This is a genomic window from Marinigracilibium pacificum, assembly GCF_012926615.1.
Taxonomy (GTDB): Bacteria; Bacteroidota; Bacteroidia; order Cytophagales; family Cyclobacteriaceae; genus Mangrovivirga; species Mangrovivirga pacifica.
Genome location: NZ_JABBNU010000003.1, coordinates 143,519 through 157,298, shown reverse-complemented (window position 1 = coordinate 157,298; position 13,780 = coordinate 143,519). Strand labels below are relative to the sequence as shown.

The following is a 13,780-nucleotide window of genomic DNA, read 5'->3' as shown; positions in this document are numbered from 1 at the left end:
CATTTTCCAAAAGATTTAGGATACTGTTGTAATTAGAAAATTGAGAAGTTATCGATAATTATGAATTAAATATTATTATATGTCTTTAATAAAAGAATATAAGGAATTAAGATTTCAGTTGGTTAAACTCCTTGATTGGGAGGGAGCCCATGTGAATTTTGAGACTGCAATAAAGGGCATTCCATCTGGAATGCGATATATCAAGCATGAAAATTATCCCTATTCAATATGGGAGTTGATAGAGCATATGCGGATTTCTCAATTTGATATTCTGGATTTTTGTATTAATCCTGATTACAAAGAAATGGCATGGCCTGATAAATATTGGCCCTCTGATTCCAACCCGAAGTATGAAAATGAATGGGGTAAAAGCATCGAAAGGTTTAATGATGATCTACAAATGATTAAGGATCTGGCTCAAAATTCTAAAATAGATCTTTTTACTAAAATCCCTCATGGTGATGGACAGACATATTTAAGAGAAATTCTTCTTGTAGCGGATCATAATGCGTACCACGTTGGTCAAATTGTTCTTCTCAGAAAAATCCTTGGGATTTGGAATTAATTGAATTATCAAAATAATTATGATTACTCTACAGGATAGAAATTAAAATTCTGTTTGTTAAAGTATTCTATCCTGTATTTATTCGCTGCTCTTATGTTATAATACAAGTTATCGTTGAGTCTGCTTTTGCGTTTTTTTATTGCAAGGTAGGTTAAAATCGATTCAGCTATATCCTCTTGACTCGAATTTTCCATAGCATAAGTTGAGATAAAAACCATGTCATAGTTTTGTGCTTCCAACCAACCGGCGCTATTGGCATGACCTGCATCTAGTGATGTATGACCTCCTTCATGTATAAATGCTTCTTCCAGAAAGCCACCATCTTCATATTCTTTTCCCTGGTCTGTATGAATCAAAATCGAATTATTTCCACCACCAAATGGATACTTCCCCTTATGAATCCAGAGTTCATTTACATCTTTAATCAAGAATTTGGGGATTCGGCCAACTGAGGTACCATAATGTATTGCCGTTTGAAGAGCTTCTTCAGAAGTGAACTCAGGGTTTACAACAGCTTGTATTACTTTCTGCCCCTCATAAGTCAGGTTAATTAAATGGGCATTAATTTCTATCCATTTACCAACTCTTCTATCAAACACTGTTTTTTTACCCTTTCCAACACTTTCAGCTTTAATATAAGTTGTCGGATCACTTTCTTTTATTATATCTGGCGCAATAAATACAGTTCCTTCAAATGGAGGTTTGGTCATAGCTTCAACTTTGATATAATTTGTTTTAATTATTTCATCTTCATAATCATTTTTGGTCACTTTCAGTTTAACCTGATATTCACCAGGAACTGTATAGTATACGACAGGGTCTTGCTGGTTTGAGGTTTTTGGTGAGCCACCTTCAAAAGTCCATTCCCATTTATCAGGATTATTAGTGGAATTATCAAAAAATGAAATATTTCTTCCTGCTGTAACTACAGTATTGTTTGAAGTAAAATCTATCACCACGAGTTTATCTTCAACAGTAATCAGGTTTTCATAAACTTTAGTTGCTTCTGTTTCTTGATTAGAAACAGTGAGAGTAACCGAAAAAACGCCTACAGTATTATATTGAATGCTTGGATTTTGTTCGTTGGATGTTTCAGGTGTGCCACCTTGAAAATTCCAAAACCATGAGGTAGGGTTACCATTTGAATTGTCTGTAAATTTTACTGTTTCTCCAACATAAATATTTGATTTATCAGGTGCTATATCAACAGTTATTTCAGTAGGATGAACGGTAATAACATTTTCCATTACTTCAGAATCTTCCGTTTGTCCGTTTGACACCTTCAGTTTTACAGAAAAATTCCCAGGCGTGTTATATTGAATCTGAGGGTTTTGTTCACTTGAAAGTGCCGGTGTTCCTCCTTCAAATTCCCATTGCCATGATGAAGGGTTTCCAGTTGAATTATCTGTGAATTGAACATATTCTCCGGAAAATAATGAAGTTGGTGCAGATCTAAATGACGCTTTAACTTGGCTAACTGGATCATCACTATCAGAACAACTAAAAATTATTATTAGTAATAGCGATGGGAATAATTTTATTCTCATGATATAATCGTGTGGTGTAGTATAGAAAATTAATGTTACCCCAGGTTTTGATTCCCTAAAGATGCTCTACTATTAAGATACATTAATTTTTTAAAAAATCATATCATATATGTCTGTGAATCAGGTTAATATTATGTTAACTTTTTCGGGTATATGTTTGTGTTAAAAGGAAAGTAAATTGCAATATATATATATAGAAGGGTCAATAGTTAAACCATACAGGAACTATAAAAACAACGTGATATTTACTTTTAAATATCACGTTATAATCCAGGTTTTAATTTATTTAATTAGCGTCTATTAGTTCTAAAGCGCCTTCAACATCCTGATAGATTTGAGGCTTTCCTGTATATCTTATTGTTGCAGATCCTTCCACATCAATATTCATTATTTCCTGACAATTAACTTCAAAATAGCCTGATCCTTCGACATCGATTGAGACATTTTTAGAAGATACTTCTGAATTAAATACTGAAATTTTACCTTCAGTGTCAAATTCCTGATCATCGATTGTACCAGTTAGGGATACTTTACATTCTCCTGAGTTGGATATGTGCAAGTCGTCAAGTATCAAATCTCCTGAGGACTCAATCTCACTTTTACCATCAACATGAATTGAATTTAGGTCGGGAACGGTGATGTTAACCCAAACTCCAAAATCAGTATTAAAACATCTAACATTTTCGTCATAGCCTACAAACAACCTGCCATCTCTGACATAATGATATAATGGGCCATATAAAGAAGGTTCTGCAGCAATAACAACTTTTTGTGTAGACCCCTGGGTAATCCTTAAATTAATAGGGCCTTCGAGGCTAACATTGTTAAATTGAACAAGATCTAACTCATAATCTGATACTGTACCAGACCCTGTTAGACACAGATCTTCATCATCACAAGAAGTAAGTATTAAAGAAAAACTTACTATTGATAAGATCATAATTCTTAAAAGTTTTTGGTGTTGCTTTTTCATAGTTTTAATTCATGATTTCTATTTGTAGCGCAAATATTATGTGCCTTGTTTTAACCTGAAAGCCCATTTTTCGTGAAGTATATATTTTTAAGGCTGAAGTATATTCTATTTATTCCTTAATCCACTTACGAAAACTTGCTGCTTTCTTTTGACTTACCTTTACTGATTCTTCATCTCCATTTAGTACAACCTCAACCTTTCCGTTTTCTATCGAAGCATAGGACTTACAATTTTTTTTATTGATGATTTCCTGTCTGTTTGCTCTGAAAAACTGACTGGGAGGTAAGGTCTTTTCAATCTGTTCAAGAGAGCAGGATACTATCAGGTTGTCATTATCAAAAGATTTTAAATAGGTGATGCCGTTCCTTAGTTTTAAGTGGGCAATATCACTTAATGAAACCGGGATATTTTTATTTCCTTTTGATGCTTGAATAGTAGTTGTTGGTACGTCTGATGTTTGGTTATTTTCAGTTTTAAAAATGTTTAAAATAACCAAAAATAAATTCATTATTACTATTAGTAGTACCTGTGGTAGAAATTCATATTTGAAGTAATTACCTTCAATCAGCCCTTTATGCCAGATGAATTCCCATTGAATAAAAGTCAGAATTATAGCTAATATGGAAGGGATAAGTAATCCGAAAAAGACCTGAAAAATTGATCTTTCAAAAGGTGATTTCTTCCAGTTGTGTTTAGTGTCAAGGTATGTATTTATCCGGAAAATATATTCGAACACTATGAAAACACAAAAGAAGGTTTGAATCATATCCTGGTAATGTCGGGAATTGTGCACATATAAAGAGATCCAGTCATCTTTCCCGATCAGGATAAGTACATTTGATAGTATAAAAGATATTAGTAATCGGATATAAATACCTCTTGTTTTCATTATAGGATTATTCTTCCTGTCAAATTAATATTTCATATTGATAAAGAATAATGAAAACTTACCAAAGGATATTTTAATTTATAAAAGGTGTTTTGGGTATATGGAATTCAACTTATAATTTAGGGGGAATTTTAATTTTTAGATATGAAAAGAAAACTATATTTGATTCCATTATTTGCGCTTTATTTAATTAACAATTCATGTAATTCTGAAGATCAATTTACTCCATCTTCAATAATAAAATGTTCTGAAGGTAAGTTTGCATTATTTTCGGAAGCTGACTCGCTTCTTGTAATAGAGTTTGAAAATGCTATTTTTGGAGAGGGGTGGAAACTAGTTAGGGATTTATCAGAGGTTTCAGGGGAAGGATATATGAGATGGGAAGGTGATAATAATTTTTCGAACCCGGGAAAAGGTATAGCCAACTATAATTTAAAAATAAGTAATCCTGGTACCTATCGTTTTATATGGAAAAGTGCAGTAACTGAAGGAGAAAGCCCTTCCGAAGGTAATGATTCATGGCTTAGATTTCCTGATGCAGATGATTTTTATGGTAAAAAACCAGACGGTAGTTTAGTTTATCCTAATGGTTCTGGAAAGTCACCTAACCCTCATGGAGCTTCAAAAGATGGATGGTTTAAAATTTATAGAAGTGGAACTCCGTTAACCTTTAAATGGCAGTCAAGAACATCAGATAATGATGCCCATATGATTTATGTGAAATTTAATAATCCAGGGATTTATAAAATGGAAGTGTCTGGACGTTCTTATGGTCATGCAATAGATAAATTTGTAATGTATCAAGAAGAGGCCTATACCCAAAATCAAGTAACAGAAGCTGAAGAGTTAAGCAAAGTTTCCTGTAATTAATATTTTCCTTTTGAAAGAAAATTGAAAAGCAGAACTGTAAAAGCTAATTATATATGCGATATAGTTCTGCTTTTTATTAAGTATATGGGTGGTATAGTGCAGTTTGATTGAGTATATTTAATAAAGGCACAGCCTTATTAGTCATAGGGCTATAAATTTTCAAATCTGCTAAAACCAAACATATTATGAAAGATTCAAATCCTTCGGGTGTATTTCGTGGTGTCCATGATGTTCGTGTAGAATCTATGGATGTACCAGTTCCCGGTGATGATAGTGTTATAATAAAAGTTGAAATGACTGGAATATGTGGTACAGATCTGCATATTTATCATGAAGGGCTTGTTCCGGAAGGGTCAGTTCTGGGTCACGAGTTTTCAGGAGAGTTGATTAATGTGGGGAAGAATGTGATAGATATGAATGTGGGCGACAGGGTAGTAGTAAACCCCATGATCAATGGTACCGGCCTTGGTTTAAGTCCCGGTGGATTTGCCCGATATGTCAAAATTGATAATGCAAAGCTAAATTCTAATTTGTTTATTATTCCAGATAAAATTACCAGTGAGAAAGGCGCATTGGTAGAGCCTTTGTCTGTAGGGTTAGCAGCAATTAATCATACAAATCTAAATAAGGATGATAATATACTCGTATCCGGTTGTGGTACAATCGGGTTGGTTACGATAGCTGGATTAAAAGCCAAAGGGTATGAAAATATAATAGCCTCGGATATTAGTGAAAAAAGACTGGAACTGGCAAAAAAACTAGGAGCAAAAATGACCTATAACCCTAAGTCAGATGGTGATCTTGGAGATGTCATTTCTGAAAAATTCGGCATGGTAGATTCTCTAAATTATGCCGGGCAGCTTCCAAACTTGAACGCTGCATTTGAATGTACTGGTGTAAGTGCTATATTCAAGCAGATTACAGAAGTACTTGCTCCCGATGCAAAATTAACAGTTTTGGCAATCTATAGAAAACCGACAGAATTTGATCCAAATAATGTAGTTTATAAGCGGTTAAATATAAAAGGCTCACTTTTCTATTCAGCTGATGACTTTCTAGAAGCAATTAAACTGATGGAGACAGGGAAGTTGGATATATCACCTATTGTTAGTCATCACTTTCCATTGAGTAAATTGCCTGAAGCATTTGAAGTACAAGCCGATAGCAGTCAGTCTGTAAAAGTAATGGTTGATAGTGAATAGAAATTTTGAATAAAAACTTATCATTAGGTTTGATTCAGTAATCAGTTATTTTAACAAATTAGTATAATCAGAAAAGTGTAAAAAAATGGAAATTTTCACTTATCGTCTGATGATAATATTTGCGGTGTTTTTATTAAATTTATATGTATCACAAGTACTAGTTACCATAACTGATTGAGCCATGAAAACCACCACCACAATTGCTGCATTGATATGCGGGTTTATGATATATTCCTGCAATTCAGATGAACATACAAAAGAAGCTACTCTAGAAAAAGTTAATGAACCTAAGACCATGTTAAAAGCTGACCCGGTTGTGAGAGGAGCTTACCTTGTAAATACAAATGGATGTAATGATTGTCATTCACCAAAAGTGATGACTGAAAATGGAGTTGAAGTTGATGAGAGTAGAATGCTTTCCGGACACCCGGCAAATGAGAAATTAGCCCCTTATGATGAAGCAACAGCAAAATCTTATATACTTTTTTCACCAGGGCTAACAGCAGCTACTGGTCCATGGGGAACTTCCTTTGCTGCTAATCTTACTCCGCATGAAACAGGACTTGGTACCTGGACAGAAGGTCAATTTCTAACCGCAATCAGGAAAGGACTTTATAAAGGTATAGAAGGTAGCAGACCGCTATTACCACCGATGCCATGGCAACATTACAGGAACTTTACCGATGATGACCTGAAGGCGATTTTTGCTTATCTGCAAAGCCTCAATCCTGTTGATAACATTGTTCCTGAGCCAATACCTCCAAAGGTTCAGTGATTGATTAAATCATATTGTATTATTAGAAGATTCTTAAATGGCACAATAAGGTTTATTATAAGCTATGATGTTATTTTCATAGTAAGAATAGCTTTTTATGTTGCCGCTGTGGAAGAATTTATAAACCTGTAGTGATGAAAAGCCTGTGGGCTTATTCGGCGTCAAAATATTTATATGCTTTAATTTTGAGCTGAGTCTCGATTTCCTTCTTCAATTAAATAAGAGATTAAAAGCTTTAATGTTGAGTCTGGCATTATTTCGAAAGATGTATGTTGAAGATGATTGTATCCTTCGAAATTAGCTATTGCAAGCGAGTCTCCATTTTCTCTTAATTTTCTAGCGTTTTTAATCATTTTCACTGTCCATAACGAATCTCTATATTCAAATACATTACGAAGTGGAGGGCTTATTATTTTAATGTCTAAAGAATGACAGGTTGTACAGTTACTTTTAAATACGATTTGACCCGGGTGATCAAGTGGTGTTAGATATTCAGTGGGTTTATAGTCTTCAGGCATTATAGCACCACCACAATATGCTTGTTTGTAGTATGGAAAATCTGAAAAAACAGTTAATCCAAATGCAATTGAAGTGATAATGGTTGCCATGAATGATAGAATTACAGCCGTTTTTATTTCCTTCATCTCAATTACATTTTATTATTTTACAAATGGTCTATAGGTAGTGATTTTTTTCTTTCTTTAGGCCTAATAGAACGAAAGATAATATGCGTTATCGGGGCAGCGATACCACCGATAACCCAGAATCCGAGAGTAATACCTAAAACCGGCATACCACAAGTGCCTCCATCTGGTTGTGGCTCAGGATAGAAAAGAGGAGGGAGTATAAATAGGTATCCTAAAATAACTAAGGTAAATATATATCTGGTTGCATGTTTTACTTTTAACCTATCAAAAACCAGATATGAAATGAATTGAATAATCGATATGATGAATATCCATTTAATTATCATCTTGAATATACATGTTTAATTTTTTTGCCTAACTTATTTTAATTATTTTATTCAGGTTATAGGGTTCGTTAGATTTGAAATATTCAATATAAACTTTGCTGCCATTAAATAACCTTGGCTTCCCAATAAAATTATTATCTTTTCGGATATTAAAGGTCTCGTTGTTTACTTCAAATGAATAGTATATTACTTCGAATACTTCCCTTTCATAAAATGAATTGATTGAACCTTTTACAATTTTCACATTCTCAAACCTTTCAATATTTGATTTCTTAATATAGAATACAAGATCACCAAATAGAAACGTTCCAAAAGCAATCAAAACTATTCCATAATATGCTGTCAAAATTTTGAAGGATTTCTTTTCAATATCAATTTGTTTTATTGGAAAGAGCCTTGTGTTCTGGCCATAGGTTCTATAAGCTTTAACTTCTTTACGAAAAAGGATGATTAATATTCCACCAATTATTAAAACCGAAGAAATAATGAATAATGGAAGATTGTAATGCTGTAATGTGAAATCATAAATCAGATTATATTCTTGCATGAGAAACAGGGGAGAGTTAAATCCAGATTAAAAAGTTGTAACGCTTAAAAATCTGGATTATTAAAAAATAATATTCCTTTTACAATTATTAATTCAAGTATATCGTATGGCAATAATACAAGTATATAATCCTGATTATTATAAAATGTTGATAATCAGGATTATGTGTTTGTGGATTATTGGGTGCATGACAGCCTTGGTTTAGGCAGGGTCCAGCTTGGAGTGTACGTTGCAAATAGTAAGCACAAAGACACCTGATCAACATCCCAGGATGATAAATTCTGATTAAATTTTACAGCATATCCAAACATGGTAAACATATCGGTTACCTTACTGACATTCCACCCTGAAATATTCTGGTTAAATGCTTCTGCACGACCAAACATGACACTCATATCGGTTACATTACTCACATCCCATTTAGATATATCTTGATTGAAATTTTGAGCCCAATGAAACATTGAACCCATATTTGTTACTTTGCTAACGTCCCAATTAGATATGTCCTTGTTGAAATATGTTGCTCTATAAAACATTAACTCCATATCTGTCACATTACTAACATCCCACGTAGAAATATCTTGATTAAAGAAATTCCTGTCTTTAAATAAAGAATTCATATTCGTGATATTTGTTGTGATGACTTTAGTGACATCATGACCGTAGTATGCGAGATAATACAATCTGGCACTATCAACTATTTCATACATTTCTCCATTGTAAGGATATTTCTTGCCTGTTTCTGCTATTGGAAGACAGTATAATGTCACTCCATTATCAGCTAATTGAATTATTTCTGTCTCATCAACAAAATTTGCTGTCAGGTTCTTGTCACTGTTCATGACAATGGAAACAGGATTTTCATAAGAGGTAGTATCACCTGTCCATCCATTAAAATACTTGCCCTGGTCCGGTGTTGCTGTAATTACTATGGTATCTCCAGCCATTACATTCATTTGTTGAACTGAAACTGATCCAGACCCATTTATCTGAGTTGTTAATGTATAGGTTGTTATTGTTTCTTCTTTTTCACAGCTTGTCAATCCAGCAATAAGAAGTGATAATAAAAAATAAATTTTTTTCATTTGATATTATAGTTTTTGAAGAAGCGTAACTTTTAAATGATGCCAGCTTCCAGTTTCCTGGTTTATTGTTATAGATATTTGCCGAGTTCTCTTTATTCTCAGTGGCGCGAAAATAGATGTTTTCAATTCAAATAGCAAAGCCTTTGATTTGATTTTTGATTTAGATCAGCAATGTATTTAAATAATAGAATTGCAGGGTAAAATGAAATGTAGTTGACTAAATTTATTTTTAGTTTATCATGTCATTTGAATAAATGATTACTGGTTCGGAAAAAATAAAATAAGATATTTCTTGAAATACTTTTTAACAATCGGTCGAGACAGGGGAGGGTGTATTTGAAAATTATATAAATTAAATATTTGTTTAAATTTTTAACTACGCTAAGATTGATTGATAATGTATTTTAATTTTCAGTGTGAAAAATATGGAGAATAGAATTTTATCTGGTTTTGCAGGAGGCCTTTTTATATCCTTGATTTTTTTAAGTTGTTCTCAGAATATAGAAGATCGTTCACTTTCAATAAAGGAGTATTATGAGTTAGGCGTTCCGGATATAGGAGAGGATTGGAATTATATTGACCTGAATACTTGTGTTGACGTACTTGGTCAGTTAAAAGAGAAGAATTTTTTTTCATTACCTGTTAAGAATAGTGACAAATCAGGCATGTTGTATCAAAAGATAATGAATTATGATCATTCTGATGATTTTCAGTTCAATCAACAGGGATTGGAAAACTTTATTGAGTTATATGATGATAAAAATATGAGAAGCAGCCCTATGTATTATCATGTAGAGTATGCCGGGGCGTTACGATCATTTCTTTTGTCAGTTAATAAATATTCAAAGGATTATTTACAAAGGCTAGATACATTTGATATTGAAAGAAAAAGAAGTTTTGAAAAATGGGAAAAGTCCCAGGCAAATATATTGTCAGCATATATGTTTTATCAAAATGATTCAATTGCATTTTCTGATGAAGACTTGATTTATTTGAGTAGCACCTTGATACCTATCATAAAATTTAACTGGAAGTACTTTAGCGATGAATCTAAAGAAAAATTAGTTTCTGAATTTGAAAATATTGAATTAAACAATCATTCAATTTTTATAAGGTGGAAGTATAAGAAAATGAATGCAGAACTCAGGAGAAATCCTTAGAATTGTATTATTGGACTAATGAATTTTGTAGCCTATATTAAAAAACACCCCCAGCGATAATCAATTCAATGGGGGTGTTTTTATGTGATTATTAAATCAATTCCTAGTTTTCGGTAGGTACCGGAAATCCTCTGTCTCTCATTAATGCTTCAATTTTAGCATCGCGACCTCTGAATAATCTGTATGCTTCAGCCGGATCCATTGAGTTTCTTGGAGCAAATAAATATTTAACTAATTTCTGAGCCATTTCCTCATCATAAAAGCCTCCCGGTGCATCAGCAAATGCTTCTGCAGCATCAGAAGTTAATACATCAGCCCACATGTAACCATAATATGCGGTAGCATAACCTTCACCTGAGAATACGTGTCCGAAATGAGGTGTACGGTGACGCATTGGTAATTCCTCAGGCATGTTAAGTTCTTTAAGAGTTTCTCTCTCAAACTTGTCTACATCTATATTTTCAGGATCAGCAAGGTGTAACTTCATATCGATAATTGCTGAAGCCAGGTACTCAGTTGTGCTGAATCCTTGATTAAATGTAGATGCATTTTTAATTTTTGTTACAAGTTCAGCCGGCATTGGTTCGCCAGTTTCATAGTGAACAAGGTAATTATTAATTACGTCATCTGTAGATAACCAACGCTCAAGTAATTGAGACTGGAATTCAGTATAGTCTCTTACGCCGCCATTTAATGTTGGGTATTTAACATTTGAAGAGAAGAAGTGCAATGCATGACCAAACTCGTGGAAGAATGTAGTTGCATCATCCCATGAAACAAGAACAGCCTCACCAGGAGCTGGCTTGATGAAGTTTGAATTGTTAGTCGCTAGAACATTTTCTTTACCATCAAACGTTGTGTGACTTCTGAAAGTATTAGCCCATGCTCCAGATCTTTTTCCTTCTCTTGCATAAGGGTCAAGGTACCAAAGACCAATGTTTTCACCTGTTGTCTTATCAGTTACTTCCCAGACTTTAACGTCTTCATGGTAAACCGGAACACTTCCTTCAGGAACTGGCTTAAATTCATAATTAAACAATCTGCCGGCAACATAGTGCATGGCTTCAGTTAATTTATCTAATTGTAAGTATTGCTTAACCTCATCAGAGTTTAGATCATATTTTTTCTTTCTAACTTTTTCAGCATAAAATCTGTAATCCCATGGTTCGATCTTGATGTTTGCACCTTCAGCATCAGCAACAGCCTGCATGTCTTGAACTTCTTCTTCAACTCTTGCAATTGCTGCAGGCCATACAGCCATCATTAGCTCCATCGCATTCTCAGGATTTTTAGCCATTCTGTCTTGTAATCTCCACTCGGCATAATTCTCATGACCAAGAAGTTTTACTCTCTCACGACGTAGTTTTAAGATTTCAGCGATTATTTCGTTGTTATCATACTCGTCTCCATTATCACCTCTTGAATAGTAGTTAGTCCAAACCTGCTTTCGCAATTCTCTTTCAGTTGAGAAAGTAAGGAATGGATCCATTGAAGAACGCGTATTAGTAATAGCGTATTCACCTTCATGACCTTTATCAGCCGCGATTTTAGCTGCAGACTTAATAAATCCTTCAGATAATCCACCTAATTGATCTTCTTTTAAATAGGTAACATAGTTTTCTTCATCGTGTAAAACGTTATTCGAAAACTTTGTATAAAGGGTAGAAAGCTCTTTATTAATTGCAGCGTACCTTTCTTTTTTAGCGGCATCTAATTCTGCACCATTCATTGCAAAACTAGTATAAACAAGGTCAGTTACACGTTGCTGGTCTGCCGGAAGTGGATTTTCCTTAGAAGCATCATAAACTGCTTTGATGCGTTGGAATAGTTTTTCGTTTTGCGTGATTTTAGATTGAAACTCTGAAAACATTGGAGCTAGTTCAGATTGAATATCTCTAAATTCAGGGCTAGACATATTGCTACTTAATATTCCATAGTAAGAAAAAGCTCTGTCTAACTCTTTACCTGCACGCTCCATCGCTTCAATTGTATTTTCGAAAGTTGGAGCTTCAGTATTGTTAGCGATTGCCTCAATATCTTCTAGTTGTAATTCCATACCTTTTATCATGGCTGGTTTTACATCTTCAATTTTTACTTTGTCGAATGCAGGAACACCTCCGTAGGGACCTGTCCATTCTTTTAGCAATGGGTTTTCCAATTCAGTTTTCTCAGTTTCAGCTTCTTCTGTTTTCTGGGTGCAACTAACTATTGCTATCATACTTAATAGCAGTAGCCCCAGTTGTTTGATTTTAAGAAATTTAGTCATCGTTTAGCGTTTATTTGAATTTATAAACCAATAATTGGCTTCATTTAAGGTTTAACTGTAACAATCCTAGTGATCATTACTTATGTTAATGAAAAATACCTTGGAGTTTCGAAAATAGACGTTTTTGGCTCAAAAGCAAATGATTTTTGTTACAAATACTTTACAAGAAGTTATTATAATAGAAGTGTTAAATTCTCAATTGAGAATATATTTAAAAATATAGTTTCAGTTTCATTTTGACATTCTGAATATTAGATGCCATCAATAATCTTTCTGTTTCTTAATTCGGAAAGCAATCCTTCAAATTCATTATTGGATATAAAGTTTCTTTCATATAGCCAGGATATGGTCTGTTCCAAAGTTTCTTTTGGGCTATAATCATCAATCTTCATGTACTTATTTCTGATATATTTTCTTTGGGTGGTTTTAAGTGTATTAATAAATTTATCTACCTCTAATTGATCTTTTTTATTATAAAAGAAGAAAATGTTATGCATACCTTGGAGGATTTTTTCAGTATTATTTTTAGAAATATTCATAATTAAGAAACTAAAACCTCCAAGTACTGCAAAAGCCATTGAGGATATAATTGTTTCATTTCCAACAAAACCTGTTAACCTATCAGCAAAAAGGAAAACAAGTAAAATGAAATTTACCATTAATGAAAAAAATAAACCTATAACTAATGGTTGAGGCTTTCTTTTTTGGACCATTTCATTGAAGAAGATTTCTTCAAGCCTGATTTGAAAAATTTGATGATTACCATTGTGTTTAATCTCAGCTTCTATAACATCATTCAGGATTTTATAACCTCTTATTTCACCACCTTTTTTTTGATATATCTCTGTCATAGCATCAAGCTCTTATTTCATTATATACTGAATTTTAAAATTATACAAAGATAAATATTGAATGATATTTTAAAACC

General features: G+C 33.3%; 14 protein-coding genes. 5 read left to right on the top strand and 9 right to left on the bottom strand.

Annotated features, from left to right (window positions below; all coding sequences use genetic code 11):
- The first annotated feature begins 79 nt into the window (after window positions 1-79).
- Window positions 80-565: a DinB family protein gene (locus HH304_RS05515; RefSeq protein ID WP_169678788.1), complete on the top strand. Its 486-nt coding sequence runs from the start codon at window positions 80-82 to the stop codon at window positions 563-565.
- 23 nt (window positions 566-588) lie between these two features.
- On the opposite strand, the gene HH304_RS05510 is transcribed toward HH304_RS05515, so the two are convergent.
- The 3 genes from HH304_RS05510 to HH304_RS05500 form a co-directional block, all read right to left on the bottom strand.
- Window positions 589-2,112: a PKD domain-containing protein gene (locus HH304_RS05510; protein ID WP_169678786.1), complete on the bottom strand. Its 1,524-nt coding sequence runs from the start codon at window positions 2,110-2,112 to the stop codon at window positions 589-591.
- A gap of 286 nt (window positions 2,113-2,398) precedes the next feature.
- Window positions 2,399-3,085, bottom strand: a complete 687-nt coding sequence (locus HH304_RS05505) for a GIN domain-containing protein (protein WP_169678784.1) — start codon at window positions 3,083-3,085, stop codon at window positions 2,399-2,401.
- Between the two features lie 109 nt (window positions 3,086-3,194).
- Window positions 3,195-3,974 (bottom strand): LytR/AlgR family response regulator transcription factor, encoded by a 780-nt coding sequence (locus HH304_RS05500; RefSeq protein WP_169678782.1) that lies wholly within the window; start codon window positions 3,972-3,974, stop codon window positions 3,195-3,197.
- Between the two features lie 144 nt (window positions 3,975-4,118).
- Here HH304_RS05500 and HH304_RS05495 point away from each other — a divergent pair, with 144 nt between their 5' ends.
- The 3 genes from HH304_RS05495 to HH304_RS05485 all read left to right on the top strand — a co-directional run bounded on the left by HH304_RS05495 (window position 4,119) and on the right by HH304_RS05485 (window position 6,821).
- A complete protein-coding gene (locus HH304_RS05495; RefSeq protein WP_169678780.1) occupies window positions 4,119-4,844 on the top strand; it encodes a hypothetical protein in 726 nt (241 codons plus the stop codon).
- 185 nt (window positions 4,845-5,029) lie between these two features.
- Window positions 5,030-6,046, top strand: a complete 1,017-nt coding sequence (locus HH304_RS05490; RefSeq protein ID WP_169678779.1) for a zinc-dependent alcohol dehydrogenase — start codon at window positions 5,030-5,032, stop codon at window positions 6,044-6,046.
- Window positions 6,047-6,227: 181 nt separating this feature from the next.
- A complete protein-coding gene (locus tag HH304_RS05485) occupies window positions 6,228-6,821 on the top strand; it encodes a c-type cytochrome (protein WP_169678777.1) in 594 nt (197 codons plus the stop codon).
- Window positions 6,822-7,000: 179 nt separating this feature from the next.
- On the opposite strand, the gene HH304_RS05480 is transcribed toward HH304_RS05485, so the two are convergent.
- The 4 genes from HH304_RS05480 to HH304_RS05465 form a co-directional block, all read right to left on the bottom strand.
- Window positions 7,001-7,465, bottom strand: a complete 465-nt coding sequence (locus HH304_RS05480; RefSeq protein WP_169678775.1) for a c-type cytochrome — start codon at window positions 7,463-7,465, stop codon at window positions 7,001-7,003.
- A gap of 20 nt (window positions 7,466-7,485) precedes the next feature.
- A complete protein-coding gene (locus HH304_RS05475) occupies window positions 7,486-7,794 on the bottom strand; it encodes a hypothetical protein (RefSeq protein ID WP_169678773.1) in 309 nt (102 codons plus the stop codon).
- A gap of 28 nt (window positions 7,795-7,822) precedes the next feature.
- Window positions 7,823-8,341 carry a hypothetical protein gene (locus HH304_RS05470; RefSeq protein WP_169678771.1) on the bottom strand — a complete coding sequence of 173 codons (519 nt, stop codon included), beginning with the start codon at window positions 8,339-8,341 and terminating at the stop codon, window positions 7,823-7,825.
- A 176-nt stretch (window positions 8,342-8,517) separates the two neighbouring features.
- Complete coding sequence (locus HH304_RS05465; protein WP_169678770.1) at window positions 8,518-9,426, bottom strand: BspA family leucine-rich repeat surface protein; 909 nt, start codon at window positions 9,424-9,426, stop codon at window positions 8,518-8,520.
- Window positions 9,427-9,851: 425 nt separating this feature from the next.
- Between HH304_RS05465 and HH304_RS05460 the strand changes: the two genes are divergently transcribed.
- On the top strand, window positions 9,852-10,586 hold the full coding sequence (locus tag HH304_RS05460) for a hypothetical protein (protein ID WP_169678768.1): 735 nt from the start codon (window positions 9,852-9,854) through the stop codon (window positions 10,584-10,586).
- A 103-nt stretch (window positions 10,587-10,689) separates the two neighbouring features.
- Here HH304_RS05460 and HH304_RS05455 read toward each other — a convergent pair whose 3' ends face one another.
- Together HH304_RS05455 and HH304_RS05450 are read right to left on the bottom strand one after the other, a co-directional pair.
- Window positions 10,690-12,852, bottom strand: a complete 2,163-nt coding sequence (locus HH304_RS05455; RefSeq protein WP_169678765.1) for a M3 family metallopeptidase — start codon at window positions 12,850-12,852, stop codon at window positions 10,690-10,692.
- A gap of 251 nt (window positions 12,853-13,103) precedes the next feature.
- Window positions 13,104-13,703: a hypothetical protein gene (locus tag HH304_RS05450; RefSeq protein ID WP_169678763.1), complete on the bottom strand. Its 600-nt coding sequence runs from the start codon at window positions 13,701-13,703 to the stop codon at window positions 13,104-13,106.
- Between the last annotated feature and the right edge of the window lie 77 nt (window positions 13,704-13,780).